We start from the raw sequence: 19,065 nt of genomic DNA on the forward strand, positions 1-19,065 counted from the left end.
GTCAGGAAACCGTCGTATCTGCTGGTTTTTTTCAACGATGCCCGAACGCGATGCGATGGTCCGTCACTTTTGATGTTGTCGATATTTCATACAGTAGTTCGTACAGCAACTATAGGCAAGGAGACACCTATGAATACTCATCCCCGCAACTGGCGGCCATCGGCCCTCATCTCTTGCAAAGCGGCATTGGCAACCGCAGCCATTGTTTTTACCACGTTGCTCGCACCGCTGCCGGTAAACGCGGCCGAGCCCGCAGGCAGCGCGGGCGCTTCCTCGTCGGAGTCAGTTGGCGATAAGCCCCGTATCATTATTCTTGCAACCGGGGGCACCATTTCCGGCGCTGCCGATGCACGGTCGGCCATTGGCTATAATTCGGGCGAAGTATCGGGCCAGCAGTTGGTCCAGGGCGTTCCTGGCATTGAAAAACTGGCAACAGTCAAGTCTGAGCAGATTTCCAATATCGGCTCTCAGGACATGAACGATAAAGTATGGTTTTCGCTAGCCAATCGCATCACGCAGATTTTTGAAGGCAATGAAGCCGACGGCGTGGTCATTACCCACGGCACCGATACGATGGAGGAAACTGCCTTCTTCCTGCACAATGTACTGAATTCGGCAAAACCGGTGGTGCTGGTCGGTTCCATGCGTCCGGGCGGCGCGCTCAGTGCGGATGGGCCGCGCAATCTGTATGAAGCGGTCCAGGTTGCAGCAAGTGCTCAGTCCAAGGCGCGCGGCGTAATGGTCGTGATGAATGATACGATTCACGCACCACGCTGGGTCACCAAAACGAACGTCACCTCGGTCCAGTCATTTCAATCGCTGAATGCAGGTCCGCTTGGCTATGTGGATCCCGCCTCGGTGCGTTTCCTTGGTCCTGCTGGCCAGGCGGCTCAAGCGCCGTATGCCTTGCCCAAGGACGGTCAGTTGCCGCGCGTGCAAATTATTTATGCGCATAGCAATATGGACGCCTCGCAAATTGATCATGCAATAGAGAATAACGCCAAGGGGATTGTGATTGCTGGCGTGGGCGATGGTAATGTGTCCAAACAGGCCATGGAGGCCATGTTGCGGGCAGTGCAAAAGGGCATTGTGGTTGTTCGTGCAACGCGCGTGCCTTCCGGGTTTGTGAATCGCAATGTGGAAGTGGACGATGATAAAAGCGGTTTTGTCGTGGCCTATGACCTGAACCCGCAAAAGGCCCGGGTATTGACCCAGCTTTTGCTCGCCAACGGGGTGAAGGCAGCGGACAAAGTGCAGCAGGCATTTGCTGCTACATACTGACAATAGCGTGCAGGCATATGGTACGACAAGGCGGTACTGTATGCCTGCACGCGATGCGCGTTTATATTACGTTCACCGTTGTGTCGTCCACAAAATTCTGTCAACTTAGTACAGCCTGCTGATAGTCGATTTTCAACAGAGACCCTGAAGCGGGCGCCTGTTCCAACTGTTTCATCGATAAACCAAGTCGAGCCGATGTGACAAACAGCTGCCGATGGCTATCGTCAAAGGCGCAGCTTGTGGGACGCGGCACCGGAAGTGTAATCATCTGAACAATGTCTGCAGCTGGCGATATGCGTGCAATGGCCGCACCGTCAAAGAGCACACTGAGCAAGAACCCTTCGTGGTCAATGGTCAGCCCGTCCGGTTTGCCCTGATCTGGATCAATGGCAACAAACACGCGGCGATCGTTAATTTGGCCTGACGCCGGATCCAGCTGATATGCGTAGATGATTCCGGTGCGGGAGTCGGTGACATAGAGTGTCTTGCTGTCGCCACTAAAGGCGAGTCCGTTGATCAATGTAAAACCTGAATCGATGATGTGCCATACACCATCAGGGTCCAGGCGGTAAAGATATCCGGACCCTTCTTGCAGCGCTTCATCCATCAGGCCCACCCACAATCGTCCGAATGAATCGAGGCGAGCATCGTTTAGGCGGTAGCCTGCCTGAGCATGGGGCGCCGTTGCGATTGTCTGCAACTGGCCGCTTCGGTTTTTTGTCACAACATCGCAGCCGATACCGAAGATCATTTCATTAGTGGCAGTTTCAGTGACAAACCCGATAGGCCCGACCATGATTTGTTTGATATTCTGGCCTGTTGCGGGGGCGAATGTATTGAAAGAAGAACCAAACGTATCGACCCATAGAAGACGCGCTCGGGATCGACTCCAAAAGGGAGATTCTCCAAGTATTGCCTGGCTGTCGTGAGCAATAGAGACGGCATGCATCAACGTGGCTCCCCATTTACAATAGCAATCTTTGACCAATTGGCAGCAACTTCATTCATCGTTGTCGCGTGGATGGCTCGCAAATTCCGGGGATAATCCACGTGTGCAGCCTCCTGAGCCCGCGTGGCATGAAATTGACCGTTCGCTGCCCGCAGTATCCAGCCTGTGTCAGCGCAATGGGGGGACGCAAGGTAGGCCAGACCTGGCGCCACCTCACTGGGGCGCAGTTCATCGGGAGCTGTATTTATTCCCCACATGCGTGTCTTGGCTACCGGAGAAATCGCATTTACCAGAATGCCGTGTTGCTTTCCTTCGCAGGCAAGGACATTGACAAGCCCGACCGCAGCCATCTTGGCTGCCGCGTATGACGTCAGTCCGTTTTGTGCATAGTGCGGGAAAAGCGCCCGGCAAGAGGTTGTAATAACGATGCGCCCATAGTTGGCGGCTTTGAAGATTGGCCATGAGGCCTGAGCGAGCCAGAGCGGCGCCTTGACGGTGACAGCAATCATGCGATCAAAGGAATGTTCCTGTAAGGCTTCGATGTTTTCGTAGCCCACCCATCCTGCATTGTGGACCAGGGCATCCAGCCGCTGGTCAATCTTCAGGGCGCGGGTGATCAGGTCGTGGCAGGCGTCGCGCGAACTGATGGTGCCACAGATTGCCTCAGCCTTTAGTCCTTCCAGGCGAAGTTGTTCGGCTGCCCGTTCGGCCACCTGCGGGTCTTGTCCATCCCCATTGATGTCGGCTCCCAGATCCTGGATCAGGACCTTCGCGCCCAGTTGCCCGATACATCTGGCATAGGCGAGACCGAGTCCCCGACCCGATCCGGTAATCAGTGCCACCTGACCTTCAAAGTTCATCATTCCATCCTTCGCTTTTAACGGTAACTGAGGACACAGTATGGATTTGGATTTTCGATATGACAAATATTTAATATAGGCTTTTACGATATAATATTTATATCGTGAAGCACTTGTGTGTTCCAAGGCCTTCAGAGAGGAAACATGGTCACTGCCAGCAGAATCCGTATTAGTCTGCGAACAATGGAGCAATTTGTTGCGGTCGCAGAAGAGCTCCATTTTCATCGCGCTGCGCAACGACTGAATATGTCGCAGCCTCCCCTTACCGGTGCAATCCGTAAGCTGGAAGAGGATCTTGATGTCATGCTGATTGAACGCAGCAATCGCGTACTTGGTCTGACGCCTGCAGGCAAAGCGTTTCTTGAGCACGCCCGTGAAACACTCTGCCAGGCAGACCTGGCGATCACGACGACGCAGGATGTGGCCGCCGGGCGAACGGGCATTGTGCGTCTGGGCTATGTGGGCAGCTCGCTTTATGGGCGTCTGCCTGATGTCATTCGCCGGTTTCGGGCGCAGCATCCGAACGTTCGACTTGAATTGCGCGAGGCGACCACAGCCTCGCAGGTCACGGCGTTAAGAGAGGGCGCACTGGATGTGAGCGTATTGATTCCACCTCTGGTGAATGCCGACGATATAGCGTTGACACCGTTCGACATTGACCGTCTGTGTCTGGCGATACCGAAAGATCATCCGCTGGGCCAGCGATCTGATCTGACATTGGCCGAATTGGCAGATGAGCCATTCGTTCTTTGGCCCATGAATGAAGGGCGGGGCTTTCATCTGAAAGTGGTTCGGCTGTGTGCGAATGCGGGCTTTGTACCGAGAGTTGCACAGGAAGCCTACGGAATGCATGCCGTGCTCTCGCTGGTGGCCGTCGGTAGTGGTGTTTCTGTGGTTCCTGAAAGCATGAGTGGCTTTCGACAGGATCAAATCAGTTATTGTCCGCTATCGACCAGTGAAGCTCAGTTCACTCTTGCCCTAGGCTACCGTGTATTATCGCCGGTAGCAGAAGGCTTTGTTGTTTCGTGCCGACAAGAAAAATAAAGGCGATACAGGCCAGCATGAGCTGTCGGGCGTTGCGGATATATTGTTTGTACTGCGCAGCTATGGCGCTGTACACTGCAACGATTGATACCACTTTCGGTATAAATAAATTTCATCCGGCAAGAAGACCGGATCCGCATTATTGAACACTGCACATTGCCCGTTTAATGTCGGCAAATCTGATGCTTTAAGTACGGGCGCAGTTAGACAAAAAGGTGATGACAGATGGACGCATTTTCCAAGCCCGATCTCGTTGCAAATTATGCTGACAGAACAGAAAAAATGGTGCCCGGCTTGCGCGACCTTCACACGATGGCTGCGGTTTTGCTGGCAGAGCGTGTGCCGGTTGATGCGCACATTCTTGTGCTGGGTGCCGGCGGAGGTATGGAGATCAGGGCATTTGCGCAACTGCATCCGGACTGGTGCTTTGATGGCGTGGATCCGTCCGAACAGATGCTTGATCTGGCTCGGCAGACCCTTGGGCCACTGGCTTCTCGCGTTACTTTCCATCAAGGCTATATCGAGAGCATTGAACAAGCAGGCTTTGACGCAGCGACATGCTTTTTGACGCTTCATTTTTTGCCGCAAGCGCAGCGACTTAAAACCTTGCAGGCACTATTTTGCAGGCTCAAGCCCGGGGCGCCGCTGGTGGTTGCCCATCACAGTCTGCCGGGTTCTGCGTCCGATAAAGACCGCTGGCTGGATCGCAACGCGGCATTCGCTAAGGCATCAGGTCTGGCAATGCCATCCGGTGGCGCCAGGCAAAGCGCCAGCAGGGACCTGCTGCCGATTCTTTCGGCGGCTCAGGACACGGCATTGTTGCGCGAAGCCGGGTTTGTAGATGTGGACGTATTTTATGCCGGGTTCACTTTCAGGGGCTGGGTCGGTTATAAACCGGTGACGTGATGTCGACTGCGCCATTGATGGAGCATTGGCACGCGTCTATCCCTTGCAGCCAGCGAACACGGCTCAAACGAGCGTCCAAAAGCGCTCAATTGGCGGAACGCCAGTCTCTGGCATGGGGGCTGTTGCTTCGGCCTTATATTTTCAGTAAAGCGGGGCAGGTTTTCTGCCCCCTATCCGGTTACAGATAGCTGTCGCGTTGTTGTTTGGCCCGAGAAGCGCCGATTTCCGTTTCAACCTGCTTGACTTCTTCTGGCGGCGGCAGCACCGCAGGCATGCCAAGGCTATCGATCCACAACTCCCGGCACCAGCCCCTTGTGTGAAACAGATGGTGATCTTCCTGTTGCTCTACCTGGTCGAACACTTCCTTAAAGAAACGCTTGTTGGTCGCGCTCATATTTTCAAGGGCTTTGCCGAACAGTTCCCAGTTGGTGTGATCTTTCGTTTCTGCCAGCACCACGCATTCACATGCCACTAACTGCGCCGCTTCCGGGGTATCGTTTTTCTTGGCCATTTTCATCGCTTTGACGAATGATTCTCCCAGGTGCTTGACCACCTCTCGGCCGGGGCTCATTGTATTTGGATCGAGGTCCAGGTGTTTGGCCACCGATATTGCCAACTCCTGGTGTTTGAGCGTTTCGTCCAGATAACCTTCCCTTTCTTTTTTCAAGTCATCATTCAGCGCACAGGTCAATGCCGTTCGATACACCTGTTCGCCGCCCAGTTCCGTTTCGATCATCTGTAGTACCAACTCGTTCAATTGTTTTTTGTTTACTGTCTGTGCCATGCTGTACTCCTTGCTAATTAGTATGTGTTATTTGCAGTAGCGGTATTTTGCACTATGAGTTATTTGCGACGCCCGAAGAAAAATGAGCCAATGGCAAGGATCAGGAACACGACGAACAAAATCTGCGCGATTGAAGAGGCGCCGGCAGCAATGCCACTAAACCCGAACACGGCTGCAATAATGGCGATAATAAAAAAGACGATTGCGTAATGAAGCATGATGTTTCTCCCTTCCGTTGCAATGCGGTTTTAATAAACACAATTTATCGTATCAACAAAAATGAGCGCCAAACACGCTAGGTTACATTTCCTTAACAAGGGTATGCATGTGACATATCCAGGAAATTTGTGCAGATGCGAGTACGTTGACTGCCATAGCCAGAGGTTGGCCTAAGAATCGTGTCATTTGATCGGGGTTGGAGATACGCATAGTTGAGCGTTCATGCTTAATTACAATCTTGTCGCGCTCAAAACCGGCGGTGGCACGCGTTTTTTACTGCCGTCACGGTCAAATTTCCGGTAGACGCGAAGGTGCGGTTAATGGGTTAGCGCCAAATCATCAAGTGGCAAAAGGGGCTTTGGTGCGCATTCCCATAGCGATCTTGTCGGAAAATAGCCGCATCGCCATCCTTATGCGTCCGGCCAGGTCTGTTGCAAAGTATGCATCCATGGCGGCCCGTTTGCCTGTAATGGTCGATAGCCAGAAATCGTATTTAAATCAAAGCGCTGGCTGCTTTTTTTCTTCTTTCGAATGGGGCTTATTGCAGCTGTGATTGCTGGCGTGGCAGGGCGTCGCCAACGGCGGGATCACTTGCATTTGTTTTGCCTGTAGCAAAAAAACCGGCGCTGCATATGGCGCATTGTCGGTGATACGAATTACACTAGCGCGGTGGTTTACTGGATATTCATCCTGTAGATGTGGGTTGCATCCGCTGGTTCGCTGTGCCCGAACAGGCCGTTGGCCTGACCATTTGATTTTATATCGTCCGTTATTTGTGCCTGATCATTTGTCGCTTGCGGCCGATGCTTCACCCGTCGGCTGCGCAATCGATCTTGCTTGCAGCGCATACAGACCAATTGATCCTCACAACAGAGCATGTGTGGTTACGTCATTGGACCGCCAAGCGCACGCTGCCTGTCCGTTTCTGAATATAGTAAAAAAGATGAGAATAGTATGAGTGCCGAAGCCCATTCAGTCAGTTTGTTGTCGCCAGTTGTGTTGCTTGCTGCCGCGGTGATTGCCGTTCCCATATTCAAGCGCATCGGCCTGGGGTCGGTATTGGGCTATCTGATTGCCGGCCTGGTGATCGGCCCTTTCGGACTGGCTTTTTTTACGGATTCGGCGTCGATTCTGCAGATTGCTGAGCTGGGTATTGTCATGTACCTGTTTGTTATTGGGCTGGAGATGCGGCCATCCCACCTGTGGGGGTTGCGCCGTGAAATATTCGGCCTGGGTACCTTGCAGATTGTCGCCAGCGCTTTGGGCTTGACCGGCGTAGGCCTGTTTTTTGGCTTCACTTGGCAGATCGCCTTTATCTCGGCAGCAGGATTCGTGCTGACCTCCACTGCCATTGTCATGCAGTTGCTGGGTGATCGGGGCGATATTGCCCAGCCCAAGGGTCAGAAAATCGTTGCGATACTGTTATTCGAGGATTTGCTGATCGTGCCGTTATTGGCGATTGTGGCATTTATGGCACCCAACCATATTGTTGAAAGCACCTCTGTCCGGGTGCAAAATATCGGTATCGGGCTGTTTGCGATCGCGGCGTTGATCGGCGCCGGGTACTGGCTGCTCAATCCGCTGTTCAGAGTGCTGGCGGCTGCCCGCGCCAGAGAGGTGATGACAGCGGCGGCTTTGCTGGTCGTCCTGGGCGCAGCCCTGTTGATGCAGGTGAGTGGGTTGTCCATGGCGATGGGGGCATTCCTGGCCGGTGTGCTCTTGTCCGAGTCTACCTTCCGCCATCAGATCGAGGCGGATATCGAACCATTCAGGGGCATTCTGCTGGGCCTGTTTTTCCTGGGCGTGGGGATGTCGCTGGATTTGTCTGTCGTTGTGCAAAATTGGCCATTGGTGCTCGGCGGTGTGCTGGCGCTGATGTTCGTCAAGGCGCTGATGATCTATATTGTGGCGCGTATCACTCGCAGCCCGCATCGCGAGGCGCTGGATCGAGCATTGCTGATGGCCCAGGGCGGCGAATTTGCTTTCGTGCTGTTTGCCGCGGCCGCCGGCGCGCAAGTCATAGACAGCTCGGTCAAATCCAGCCTGTCGGCCATCGTAGTATTGTCCATGGTGCTTACGCCGGTTCTGGGAATTGTGTTTAACCGGTACACCAAATCAGGCAAACTTGAGTCTCTGGACGATGTGAGTATCGCAGACGGGCTGACCGGCAATGTACTGATGATCGGTTTCGGTCGCTTCGGCCAGGTTACCAGCCAATTGCTGCTGGCCCGGGGTGTCGATGTCACGATCATTGATACCGACATAGACATGATCCAGAACGCCGAGAAGTTCGGCTTCAAAATTTATTATGGCGATGGCTCTCGCCTGGATATATTGCATGCTTCGGGAGCGGCACAGGCACAGGCCATTGTCGTTTGCGTGGACAATAAAGAGACGACCAACAGAATTGTTGAGCTGGTAGCCAGTGCGTTTCCGTTAGCCAAGTTGCTGGTGCGCACGTATGATCGCGAGCATTCGCTGCATCTGGTCAAAAAGAATGTGGATTATATGATGCGGGAAACGTTCGAGTCAGCGATGGTATTTGGTGGCGCTATCTTGCAGCAACTGGGGGTCGATGAGGATCAGATCAGCCAAATCAGCCGTGAAATACGCGAGCGTGACAATGAGCGTTTTGAAACGGAGGTAGCCGCCGACGATATCTACGCAGGTGCCGATTTGCAGTATTCGCATGCCCATCCGCGTCCTACCGCGCCGTTGCTTGCGCCCGGCAAAAGTGGCCAGATCCTGAACGACGAAGGGCTGCATGAGGTAACGTCGGCACCAGGGCAGGGTGCGTCATAAACCGGCCAGGACAAGCCCGGCAATCACGGACCGCCGGCAGCACGGAGTTTGGGCTGGCTGGCCAGACCGCTTGTGCAAACGCCTGCGCCGATGCTTGCGTCGAAAGCGCTTTGACCCAGCATGGCGGTGGCGGCAGCGTTATACCCGTTGTGCTGCAAAGGCAATGTCAATGACCATACCAACTGGCAATAGCAGCGTGTAATACCGTCGTTTGTTGCGGATTTGCTGGAGTAACAAGAGAAAAGAGAGATCGATTGGAGTAGAGACAGATTGGGCAGCACTAAAGGCTGGCGGTAAGGCGGGCAGCAGACATTATGTGGGTCCGAGGCCGGTGCAGGTCTGCCGCCGCTGGTTTCTGCGGTATATTTGGCAGGATTTTATATTTTCAAACGGAGCAGTCAGCATGGGCGTAGTCAAATTCAACGAATTTACGCTGAAGATCCGCAATGGCGCTACATTTCAGATCCGCGCCAATACCGGGAGCGAAGCCATCAAAAAGCTGGTTAAAGCGCAAGGCTGCACACCCGACAATATCACGGTGATTGATGTGCGGGAAGTAATCGTTAATCGTAAATAGACAAGGTATACCGTTTTGGGCCATGTAGCGGGCGTGAATGCGGCCCTCGGCGCATACCGCGCGGCCTGACTTCTTATGGCTTTAATGTCGTTCGGGGTCTGGCATGATCCCGATTTTTGGGTAGACGATGGCACAGTCACGGCGATCAAAGAGGCTTGTCGGTTGAGTATTGCCGGCTGACAGACCGGGGCCGCCGGCAGCCCGGCGAACCACGAAAAACATAGTTAAAAAATTACGATGAGAGCTTCATCAGGACCAACCCGCCGACAATAAGCGTGGCTGCAAGAATGCGCATTGCGCTCATGGGTTCGTGCAGAAAGACGATGCCGACCACGAAGGCGCCCACTGCGCCAATGCCGGTCCAGACCGTATAGGCGGTACCCAAGGGAAGCGTGCGCATGGACCAGGACAGCAGCCCGAAACTGAGTACCATTGTGACCAGCGTTACTGATGTGGCGCCAAGGCGCGTGAACCCTTCTGACTGCTTCATGGAAAACGCCCAGACAATTTCCAGCAATCCGGCAATAACTAATAAAAACCAGGCCATTTGGGCCTCCTTTAACAAGAACCGGGCCGTCCCGGATAAGGTCCCCAAATGGGTGAGGTCGTGGCCTCGAAAAAATTATATCGTTTTGTGCAGCAGCCGGCAACCGGGCGACTCGACTGCAGCAGCCAGATGCCAATCAGTTGCTTGTCGCTGAAATAAAGCATGTCAGCCAGATAAGGCAGATCAGTCAGATAAAGCGGGCCAGCACGTAAAGCAGACCAGTCAATAAGCAGATCCGCCAGGCCGGTAGCGGCTAGAGCGAGCCTGCCTGCCATTTGCCCAGGCATAGCCAGTAATGCTGAAAACCTTCACCGAAGGCTGCCCGCAACCGATTGAAAACAGTTTTTTCGAGTATAGGGTGGCTTTGCAAGCGATTGAAAAAACTGGCCGCCTCGGCGGCTTCGCGAACTGTATCCTCGCTATTACACTTGAGATAATTCAAATGTGGAGCTACCTATGAAAAGCATATTTACTTTGCTGCTAGCCGGCCTGTTGGCTTTTCCGGTCATGGCGCTGGCCGATGATGATGACGATGATTATCGTGACCGCTATTACCAGCGGGAATATAAAGAGAAATACCGGGATGGTCCCTGCAAGGTAGAGCGCGAATACAAGAAAAATGGCGACTACGAAGAGAAAAGAAAATGCCGGGGGGGGCGCTACCGGGATAATTATTATTCCGAGGCGCCCGTCGTGCCGGGTGGTGATTTAGGCGGTATTGTTCGCTTGCTGCAAAACCTGTAGGACAGGGGTTGCTGATGACAGGGCTCGTTGCGCCAGACAGCGATTGCCGTATTCCGCTCTATAGCGATTGTGATGCCTGCGCGATACGGTCGGTTAGCCGGCGCAGGATCTGAGGATATGGCCGTCGTTGGCATGCTAGCGCTGGGTTGTTGGCCAGCACACTGCACCTGAACACCGTGCTTGCACGACCAGAGCAAGCCTTAAGCATATTGCGGCTCGGTCCAATGGCCGCTTTGTAATTGCTCGGGTCGGTGTGCAGCGCAAACAATCGCGTTGTCGGGCCAGAATTCACGCATTACCCGCGTTCCCGCAAACACTCCGTACCCACTGCCGCAACGAACGTCGGCTGCGGCAACAATACTTTCACCGGCCATGATCGAACCTTTCGCCGTGATGTTGCCTCCGGCCTGAATGCCCCAATCCGCCTTGATATGCATGCCGCTGCTTATCTCGCCCTTGGCAATGATGCCTTCTGCTGCAGTCAGGTTATTTTCAACTGAAATATCGCCACCGGCGCGCACACTTTTTTTGCAGCCCAGCGCGTCGGCGCAGATAATATCCTGCCCGGCAACAATGATGCCGCCAACCTCAATGAGGTTTGCACAGTCTAGTGACCAACCGGCCCGGACATCTCCATCGCACTGAAACTTGCCGGCGACATCGATACCCCATCCTACACGAACGGACCCTTCCACTACAATCGCGCCGCCACAGCTCAGGTTTCCCTCGACGAATAGATCCCCTTCGATGTGAATATCGCCGCCGACCCGCACGCTGCCACGAACATGCAAGGCGCCTGCTATACGCAATACCGTGTCGCTATGCAAATTTCCCGCAATATCCAGGTCCCTCGCAGCAACGACAGCGTCACTGTCCAGGCTATCGATCGCAAGCTTGTCCCTGACCGAACCGAACTGATCGACAAGCCAGAGCGCATCGGTGACGCGCCCTTCGGCAAGAAGCGTATCGATCAGATATTGGTAGTCGGCGCCCTGCGGGGTATGCTTTAAAAACCAGCGAAAGCCGCTGGAGCAGGGGTGCTTTGACCGTATGGTTTTCTTGCTCAGATCCATTTTTACTCCCATGGATAAATTACTGCAATGAGTCAGTGTGCGCACAGTCGGTTAGCGGCATAGTCATCACACGGTTTCCGGACAGGCTGCGTTGGATATCGCCACCTGTCACGGAAGATTTTTTCTGCTTAAGGCGCGCATAGCTGCAGCCGGACATCCAGGTCGTGGAAGCGGTTGTCGCGCTCTGAAATTTTCAGTGGTTCAATGGTTTCCGGGGTAATCTTGACCACCTCGAATCGCATGCGTCGGCCCAGAGACTTCCATAGGGCATAGGCCGCTCTCGATTGACGAGCGCCACTGACCAGAACGAAGCCATCGGACAGCACTTTGGTGTACAGGGCCGAGGCTATACCGCGTCCCTGATAGGGCGCGGTATAGCGCGAATGCACGCTGCGCACGGTGCCGTGCAGCCGGCGCGATCCTTCGGGAAGAATGTCGAAAACGGAATAACCCACCAGAAGTCCGGTACCGGTGTCAATGGCGTACACGCGCTGTTCGCGGGCGATCTTGCGAACGCGAAACTCCATGTGGGGAAATTGCACATCCATGAGCGGCAGATTGCCCAGCGCATGCCGACCCCGTGTCATCCGTGCCTGCAGATTGGCCATCTCCTGCTCGATTTGCTTATTGCTTACGCTGACGTCGAATCTCATGACATCACTCCTGACTCGGGCGAATGTACCGCTGGTGTAAGAGCCGAGCGGCCGGCCTCAACGACAAGTTGCGCTGATTTGCCAGTCAGCGTGCCTGTGTGTTCAGCGAAAGATTGCGGATAGTCAGCGGTGCGAAGGACATCGTGCTGCTCCGGTCGGGCAAAGTGATTGTGCAATTCCATTTCCACTCCCATGGCCGATTACCCGCAAGATGTTGCGATATATACGGCAGAGAATCGTATTTACAGGACCCTGGCCAGACAGATGTGCTTCTGGGCACCTGTGCTGCAGGTGCATTCATGGGTTTGTCTGGTTTGGGGACGTTTCCGGCTTGTTAGCCGCTACGCCGTGCGAGAGGAATCTGGGACAAGAGTGATGGCCGTGATTTCCTGACGCACGGCCAAGGAAAGTACGGCGAACCACCTCAGGAATTGGGGGGTCAGACGAAAGACGGGAGGAACGTTTGCACAAATGCGGCCCGGCAGCATGCCTCGGGTGTAAACCCGATGCATACCAGACAGCGTGAAGGCAAGAGCGTTCATGGATGAGTATTGATTTTTATGATGTCAAGACTATAACACAAATGATATATTTATCAAAAGATTCAAAGGCCTACGCTATATATTCGTATCAAGGAGCAGCAGTTTTAGCACTATGGGCGACGTAACTTCAAGCGGGCAGGCCCGGCCCCGGCCGATAGGTGAGCCCCTTCTATAGCATTGCGGGTCAGACTGTGACGATAGCCGGTATGGTCCCTGTCAGCGCAGGCGTGTTGGACAGAAAAATACAATGAGATGACTGACCCGGTGCAAAATTGGCAGAACTGTCAATGACATGTAGGCGTGTCGGGGAGGGTGTATAGTGGAGTATTTACCCGGAGCATGTCATGACATTCAGGGACTGGGCTGACGAGAAAGGCAATACACTGGCAAATCAAGATGACGAATGTGAAGTTCGTGCTGAGTGGGCCAAGTTTTACGTGAAGAACCCGCAGGCGGGTTCGGTACTGGTGTATGAATCAGCTTTTGCAAAATTTGGCAGGCAGCAACTGGATAGTATGCTTGACGAGCAGTGGCACAAAGCGGATCTGCAATGGGTACAGATCACGGACAAGGGCGTTACCGAGACGCATAAAGAGGCACCCAACCGGCCGGGCAAAGGGTCCGCTACTAAACACTGACTCACGTGAGGCTGCTATCCGGAATAATTGATGCAATAAGCTGCAATCGGTCCACAATGCCTATCAGAATTGATGTTTATCGCCCTGCCATTGCCATTGGCCCAGCAGTGGCAAGCCAACGGGTTCCCCCTGCGGCACGTACCCTGGACTTGCCGGGCAGTCAGGAACCGGGCCTGATTAATCGCTACGATGCGTTCGGCCCGGGGTATTCGGCCTGACCATTGATCAGTTGGATCTGAATCCGCCAATAATCAGCTTTACGCCGAATCCCATCAGCACCACGCCGACCAATTGTTCCAAATACGCCTGCACATGCATATAGCCGCGGCGGACCAAAGGTCGGGAAAATGCCAGGGAAACCATCACGCGCCACAGCAGGGAAGTCAGGCTGACGCCGATCCAAATGGCCAGCTTGGTAGGCCATTGTGTGGAAGGCGTGATCGTGACAGAGAAAATACTCACAAAAAATAGGGCGGTCTGGGCATTGGCCAGATCGGTAATCATCCCTCTGCGAAAATTCACACCGGCGCTGGCGGCCAATGCTGGTGCTGCCGTATTGCCAATGACCGCTTTGGTGCGCCCCCGGGCCTGCTTAAACAGATTGAAGCCGTACCAGATCAGGTATGCGCCACCCAATACCTGAATGCAGGCGAATAAGGTGTGGCTGGTGGCGATAATGGTTGCCATGCCCACCAGGCCGAGCGCTGCGTAGATGGCATCGCCTGTTGCGACCCCTGCACCGGCAGCGATGCCTGCCGATTTACCTTGGGACAGGCTGGTCTGCACGATCAAAAACAGATTGGGGCCCGGGCTCAGAAAAGTAAGGGCGAACAGACCGATGGCAGTGAGTACGGCGTGGTAAGACATGTGAACAGTCCGATGAGAATGCGAGTGTGCAAAAATCCACTATAACGCGATGCGGGCCCGCACAGGTGATTTCACGTGTGATATTGCGCAGCGTTGGAAAAAAGCGGCAGCACGCATTGCCTCTATATGAGTCAGCGAGCACCGTTGCGGCCAATGATTGACCTTATTATCGCTATGACAGGCTATATTGCGGGGCAGTCAGTTTGGCGCGCTCTCTGCCGGCTGGGTACTGATCACGCCGTCGCTTCGCGCAAGGCACCCATGCGGCATGCAACTCGGGAATGGTCATGCAAGCGCATGAAGTAATGACTGCTGCTGTCGTATCGCTTGGTGCTCGCCAGGCAATCTACGACCAAGGGGCAAGACGACATCCCCTTATTTATCGACTTCGGAAATAAATGTTTTGATAAGGCCCAGCGTTCGTGCTTCGTCTTCCCGATAGGGTACGTGGCCGATGCCGTTCAGAATTTCAACCCGCCCGTAGCCTGCTGCGATAACGTGGGCGTGCTCGACCGAACCGTAAGGATCATTGTCGCCGTGGATAGCAAGTTTCGGACACCGGATCCGCGCCAGTTCATTGCGGACATGCCATTGTGAAAATTCCCGCGATAGCCAGGTATCAGTCCAGGCATCTACAACCCAGCGGCTTTTGTTTCCGTGATATTTGTCCAGTCTGGACAGATTCTCCGGCTTTGCGAAATCCAGTTTGGCCTGGCGTATCCCGCTGAGGGTGAGTTCCTCGACAAACACCTGTGCGCCCATGGTAATGAGCGCTTTGCAGGTGTCCGGAAATTGCGCTGCTGCCTGCACCGCCATGGCGCCGCCGACGCTGTGACCGCAAGCAATAAAGCGGTCGATATCAAGTGCTGTAAATATTTGCGGCATGATCTGCACGGCCTCCTGGGCGATGAAGTCAGCTGTTAATGTGCCCGGATGAGGATCGGAGCGGCCAAATCCAAGACGGTCATAGGCAATAACCGGGTGACCGGTGGCCAGCGCCAGTTTTTCCGGAAAGTCGCGCCAAAGGGGAATGCAGCCCAGCGAATCGTGCAGCAGAATAATCGGCGTCTGGCGGTCTGCGCCTGCCGGCGACAGCGACCAGGACTGGGCATGTAAACGGCCTTGGCTGGTCTGAATCTGGTGGGTATCAGTTATTGTTGTATGCGTCTGTGTCATTGCTGCAGTCGGAATTCATGTCAATAAATAGGTTGGCCTGGCAGGACGGCTTAGCCAGGCTGACCGGTGTAACTAGCATGTTGAGGCATTATAGTGCCTGCACCGGTTTTTTGACTTCAGGTGGTGCGATCGGCCATGATTGGGTGGCAGCGGACATTGCAGGAATAAAGCGCCTTGCCACAGGCCAGCAGCTAACGTAAACCCGCTGCTGGCAGCGGATTTGTCATTGTCGGCAAGACGGGCCCGCTTACGGTCAATCCTGGGTTTTCCGGCAGCGCCCACAAAGGCGATTGGTGTGCAATTTTTATAGATAAAACAAAAAATTTTTTGGTTGTCGCTGGCTTTTCGTTTGTCATACTGCACCTTGCTCTGTGCTGTGCGCCTCTGGCCAGGCGGACACGTCAAAGCGCTCCTTTCGCAGTGGCGCCTTGATGGTGAAACCTTGTCGGCATCCCATGCAGGGCCGGTGACAAGGCCGCACAAGTTCACAAAAAGCACAAGCAACCCATACCAATAATCGGGAGACAAGATATGTTCATGACCAGATTTCACCGCAGGGCAGCCAGTGTGGCGACCTGTCTGCTGCTTGGCAGCCCGTTGGCGCTCGCACCGTTTGCGGGCGCGCATGCCCAAACGTATCCCGATCAGCCGATCCGGCTGATCATTCCATATCCGCCGGGTGGCGCGACCGATGTGATCGGGCGCATTGTGGGCAAAAATCTGGGTGACCAGATTGGTGCCCAAGTGGTGATTGAAAACCGTGGCGGCGCCGGCGGCAATATCGGCGCGGTCGAAGTTGCCAAAGCCCGACCGGATGGCTACACACTGCTGATGGGGGCGCTAACGTCGCATTCGGTGATGTCCATACTGGAAAAAGGCAAGTTGAGCTACGATCTGCAAAAAGACCTGACCCCAGTGGGTGTAGTGGGTTCGGTGCCGCTGGTTGCGGTGGCCAATCCGTCCCTGAAGGTATCGACTTTGCCGGAGCTGGCAGATAACGCCAAAAAGAACCCAGGCAAGCTCAATTTTGCGTCCTCCGGCGCCGGTGCGCCGCAACGCATGGCCATGGAATTATTCAAGCAGATCGCAGGCGTCAATATTGTGCATGTCGCCTATCGCGGCAGTGGTCCGGCCATGACGGACCTGGTTGGCGGGCAGGTTGAGGTCATGACTGAAACTGTACCGGCAGCCATCAGCTTTATCAAATCGGGACAGTTGCGGCCACTGGCTGTGTTGACGCCCGAGCGCATTTCCATGCTGCCTGATATTCCCACCGCCAAGGAACAAGGTTATGACAATTACAATGTCAGCTCCCTGTTTGGCGTCATGGCGCCGGCCGGTACGCCTAAGGCGATACTCGATAAGGTGAACGCAGCACTGACTACGGCACTGGCCAAGGATGAAGTCAAGAAACAATTGCTGGAGCAAGGGGTGTATGCCGATCCCCTGAGTATCGACGCTTCGGCAGAGCGCCTGAAGGCAGAGATTGCCCTGTGGGACAAAGTTATCAAAGACGGCAATATCACCACCCGCTAATCACAATTGAGGTAAAGCAACATGTCCAGACGCAACCAGTCGGATGACCAACCCGAAGCAACAGGATTGAAAAAAGGCCTGACCAGTTATGGCGACAATGGTTTTTCTCTGTTCCTGAGAAAAGCGTTTATCAAGGGCGCCGGGTACTCGGATTCGGCGCTGACCCGTCCGGTTGTAGGCATTGCCAATACCGGCAGCGCCTACAACCCCTGCCATGGCAATATGCCTCAACTGCTGGAAGCGGTCAAACGGGGCATCATGCTGGCTGGCGGCCTGCCGTTGGACTTTCCCACGATCTCCATTCATGAGAGCTTTTCATATCCGACCAGCATGTACCTGCGCAATCTCATGTCGATGGACACCGAAGAGATGATCCGGGCCCAGCCGATGGACGCGATTGTCCTGATTGGCGGATGTGATAAGACAGTACCGGCTCAGTTGATGGGTGCGGCCTCGGCAGGCATTCCGGCGATTGAACTGGTCACCGGTTCCATGCTCACCGGTTCACACCGTTCCGAAAGAGTGGGCGCCTGTACTGATTGTCGCCGCTACTGGGGTAAATATCGGGCACAGGAGATTGACGACCAGGAAATTGCAGATGTGAATAATCAACTGGTCGCCAGTGTGGGCACCTGTTCGGTCATGGGGACCGCCAGCACCATGGCGTGTCTGAGTGAGGCGCTGGGCATGAGTTTGCCAGGCGGCGCGAGTCCGCCGGCCGTGACAGCAGATCGCATGCGCATTGCCGAGCTGACCGGGGCCCAGGCTGTGCAGATGGCGCACGACAAGCTGACGATCGATAAAATCCTGACGCCCGATGCATTTGAAAACGCCATGCGGGTGTTGCTGGCTATCGGGGGCTCCACCAACGGCATTGTGCACCTTGCCGCCATTGCCGGACGGGTCGGTCTGGATATCGACTTGCAGGCGCTGGATCGCATGGGCAAGGACACGCCGGTGCTGCTCGATCTGAAACCTTCGGGCCAGCACTATATGGAAGATTTTCACAAGGCGGGCGGCATGGCTACGCTGCTGCGCGAGCTCAAGCCGTTGCTCAAGCTGGATGCGTTGACCGTCACCGGCCGCACCCTGGGTGAAGAAATCGAACGCGCCGGCCCCGGGTTTGCGCAGACTGTGGTAAAAAGCGCTGCCGAACCAATCTATCCGCAAGGCGGGATTGCTGTGCTGCAAGGCAATCTTGCGCCGGGCGGTGCCATTATCAAGCAGTCTTCGGCTGATGCCGGCCTGATGGAACACGAAGGGCGGGCGGTGGTGTTCGAAGACGCCGCAGACCTGGCGTTGCGTATCGATTCGGATGAGCTGGACGTGACGGCCGATGATATTCTTGTTCTTAAAAACATCGGTCCCAAGGGTGCACCGGGCATGCCGGAGGCCGGTTATATTCCCATTCCCCGCAAACTGGCGATCCAGGGGGTGAAGGATATTGTGCGTATCTCCGATGGGCGTATGAGTGGCACCGCCTTCGGTACGATCGTGCTGCACGTCACACCGGAGTCGGCCATCGGCGGACCGCTGGCCTATGTACAAAATGGCGACAGAATTCGCCTGAGCGTGAGCCGGCGCGAGATATCCCTGCTGGTATCCGAGCAGGAGCTGGCGTCGCGTCGCGAGCGAGCGCCGGTGGTGGTACCAAGCGCCGAGCGCGGATATAAAAAGCTGTTTCTGGACACGGTAACGCAGGCAGACAAGGGCGTGGATTTCGATTTTCTGCGGGCGCCGCAGACCAAAGGCACGGTGCCGCGCTAATTCAGCGTCGCGCCAGGTCCAGGCTGCAGTGTCCCGCCACAGCAGCCTGGCGCCGCAGCACATGGATTCGGAATCCTGCAGCATGCGGCAAAGCGTCATC

At 54.8% G+C, this 19,065-nt stretch carries 20 protein-coding genes; 11 read left to right on the plus strand and 9 right to left on the minus strand.

From position 1 onward, the window contains the following. Positions 1 to 129: 129 nt before the first annotated feature. Positions 130 to 1,281: an asparaginase gene (locus tag INT32_RS04845; RefSeq protein ID WP_226816533.1), complete on the plus strand. Its 1,152-nt coding sequence runs from the start codon at positions 130 to 132 to the stop codon at positions 1,279 to 1,281. A 100-nt stretch (positions 1,282 to 1,381) separates the two neighbouring features. Here INT32_RS04845 and INT32_RS04850 read toward each other — a convergent pair whose 3' ends face one another. Further along, on the minus strand, positions 1,382 to 2,230 hold the full coding sequence (locus INT32_RS04850; protein WP_193087612.1) for an SMP-30/gluconolactonase/LRE family protein: 849 nt from the start codon (positions 2,228 to 2,230) through the stop codon (positions 1,382 to 1,384). After that, positions 2,230 to 3,093 carry an SDR family NAD(P)-dependent oxidoreductase gene (locus tag INT32_RS04855; protein WP_193087613.1) on the minus strand — a complete coding sequence of 288 codons (864 nt, stop codon included), beginning with the start codon at positions 3,091 to 3,093 and terminating at the stop codon, positions 2,230 to 2,232. The genes INT32_RS04850 and INT32_RS04855 overlap by 1 nt, the downstream gene beginning before the upstream one ends. A 180-nt stretch (positions 3,094 to 3,273) precedes the next feature. Between INT32_RS04855 and INT32_RS04860 the strand changes: the two genes are divergently transcribed. Continuing rightward, positions 3,274 to 4,134 carry a LysR family transcriptional regulator gene (locus INT32_RS04860; RefSeq protein WP_226816575.1) on the plus strand — a complete coding sequence of 287 codons (861 nt, stop codon included), beginning with the start codon at positions 3,274 to 3,276 and terminating at the stop codon, positions 4,132 to 4,134. 225 nt (positions 4,135 to 4,359) lie between these two features. Further along, positions 4,360 to 5,040 (plus strand): class I SAM-dependent methyltransferase, encoded by a 681-nt coding sequence (locus tag INT32_RS04865; protein ID WP_193087615.1) that lies wholly within the window; start codon positions 4,360 to 4,362, stop codon positions 5,038 to 5,040. Positions 5,041 to 5,218: 178 nt separating this feature from the next. Here INT32_RS04865 and INT32_RS04870 read toward each other — a convergent pair whose 3' ends face one another. Together INT32_RS04870 and INT32_RS04875 are read right to left on the minus strand one after the other, a co-directional pair. Beyond that, positions 5,219 to 5,824, minus strand: a complete 606-nt coding sequence (locus tag INT32_RS04870; RefSeq protein ID WP_193087616.1) for a hypothetical protein — start codon at positions 5,822 to 5,824, stop codon at positions 5,219 to 5,221. A 59-nt stretch (positions 5,825 to 5,883) separates the two neighbouring features. Beyond that, entirely contained in the window at positions 5,884 to 6,042 is a 159-nt protein-coding gene (locus tag INT32_RS04875; RefSeq protein ID WP_193087617.1) for a DUF1328 domain-containing protein, read from the minus strand. A 955-nt stretch (positions 6,043 to 6,997) separates the two neighbouring features. Here INT32_RS04875 and INT32_RS04880 point away from each other — a divergent pair. Continuing rightward, positions 6,998 to 8,845 carry a monovalent cation:proton antiporter-2 (CPA2) family protein gene (locus INT32_RS04880; RefSeq protein WP_193087618.1) on the plus strand — a complete coding sequence of 616 codons (1,848 nt, stop codon included), beginning with the start codon at positions 6,998 to 7,000 and terminating at the stop codon, positions 8,843 to 8,845. 403 nt (positions 8,846 to 9,248) lie between these two features. Continuing rightward, positions 9,249 to 9,422, plus strand: coding sequence for a hypothetical protein (locus INT32_RS04885; protein WP_171815123.1), 174 nt, complete (start codon positions 9,249 to 9,251; stop codon positions 9,420 to 9,422). A 232-nt stretch (positions 9,423 to 9,654) separates the two neighbouring features. On the opposite strand, the gene INT32_RS04890 is transcribed toward INT32_RS04885, so the two are convergent. Next, the gene (locus INT32_RS04890; RefSeq protein ID WP_193087619.1) at positions 9,655 to 9,969 is read right to left on the minus strand and encodes a multidrug efflux SMR transporter; all 315 of its coding nucleotides are present in this window, start codon (positions 9,967 to 9,969) and stop codon (positions 9,655 to 9,657) included. Between the two features lie 295 nt (positions 9,970 to 10,264). Between INT32_RS04890 and INT32_RS22095 the strand changes: the two genes are divergently transcribed. Together INT32_RS22095 and INT32_RS04900 are read left to right on the plus strand one after the other, a co-directional pair. Next, the gene (locus tag INT32_RS22095; RefSeq protein ID WP_226816535.1) at positions 10,265 to 10,429 is read left to right on the plus strand and encodes a hypothetical protein; all 165 of its coding nucleotides are present in this window, start codon (positions 10,265 to 10,267) and stop codon (positions 10,427 to 10,429) included. Continuing rightward, positions 10,426 to 10,713: a hypothetical protein gene (locus INT32_RS04900; RefSeq protein WP_193087621.1), complete on the plus strand. Its 288-nt coding sequence runs from the start codon at positions 10,426 to 10,428 to the stop codon at positions 10,711 to 10,713. The genes INT32_RS22095 and INT32_RS04900 overlap by 4 nt, the downstream gene beginning before the upstream one ends. A gap of 200 nt (positions 10,714 to 10,913) precedes the next feature. Here the strand turns inward: INT32_RS04900 and INT32_RS04905 are convergent, their stop codons facing one another. Both INT32_RS04905 and INT32_RS04910 read right to left on the minus strand, forming a co-directional pair. After that, on the minus strand, positions 10,914 to 11,786 hold the full coding sequence (locus tag INT32_RS04905) for a hypothetical protein (protein WP_193087622.1): 873 nt from the start codon (positions 11,784 to 11,786) through the stop codon (positions 10,914 to 10,916). A gap of 128 nt (positions 11,787 to 11,914) precedes the next feature. Continuing rightward, a complete protein-coding gene (locus INT32_RS04910; protein WP_193087623.1) occupies positions 11,915 to 12,439 on the minus strand; it encodes an N-acetyltransferase in 525 nt (174 codons plus the stop codon). Positions 12,440 to 13,325: 886 nt separating this feature from the next. Between INT32_RS04910 and INT32_RS04915 the strand changes: the two genes are divergently transcribed. Continuing rightward, positions 13,326 to 13,619 carry a hypothetical protein gene (locus INT32_RS04915; RefSeq protein ID WP_193087624.1) on the plus strand — a complete coding sequence of 98 codons (294 nt, stop codon included), beginning with the start codon at positions 13,326 to 13,328 and terminating at the stop codon, positions 13,617 to 13,619. A gap of 56 nt (positions 13,620 to 13,675) precedes the next feature. After that, positions 13,676 to 13,837, plus strand: a complete 162-nt coding sequence (locus tag INT32_RS04920; protein WP_193087625.1) for a hypothetical protein — start codon at positions 13,676 to 13,678, stop codon at positions 13,835 to 13,837. A gap of 7 nt (positions 13,838 to 13,844) precedes the next feature. Here the strand turns inward: INT32_RS04920 and INT32_RS04925 are convergent, their stop codons facing one another. Together INT32_RS04925 and INT32_RS04930 are read right to left on the minus strand one after the other, a co-directional pair. Next, a complete protein-coding gene (locus INT32_RS04925) occupies positions 13,845 to 14,486 on the minus strand; it encodes a LysE family transporter (RefSeq protein WP_193087626.1) in 642 nt (213 codons plus the stop codon). 375 nt (positions 14,487 to 14,861) lie between these two features. Further along, positions 14,862 to 15,662 (minus strand): alpha/beta fold hydrolase, encoded by an 801-nt coding sequence (locus INT32_RS04930; RefSeq protein WP_193087627.1) that lies wholly within the window; start codon positions 15,660 to 15,662, stop codon positions 14,862 to 14,864. Positions 15,663 to 16,193: 531 nt separating this feature from the next. On the opposite strand from INT32_RS04930, the gene INT32_RS04935 reads away from it, so the two are divergent. After that, the gene (locus INT32_RS04935; RefSeq protein WP_193087628.1) at positions 16,194 to 17,198 is read left to right on the plus strand and encodes a tripartite tricarboxylate transporter substrate binding protein; all 1,005 of its coding nucleotides are present in this window, start codon (positions 16,194 to 16,196) and stop codon (positions 17,196 to 17,198) included. A gap of 21 nt (positions 17,199 to 17,219) precedes the next feature. Beyond that, positions 17,220 to 18,965, plus strand: a complete 1,746-nt coding sequence (locus INT32_RS04940) for an IlvD/Edd family dehydratase (RefSeq protein ID WP_193087629.1) — start codon at positions 17,220 to 17,222, stop codon at positions 18,963 to 18,965. The last annotated feature ends 100 nt before the right edge of the window (positions 18,966 to 19,065 follow it).

Origin of the sequence: Advenella sp. FME57, assembly GCF_014897675.1 — a bacterium.
GTDB lineage: Bacteria > Pseudomonadota > Gammaproteobacteria > Burkholderiales > Burkholderiaceae_B > Advenella.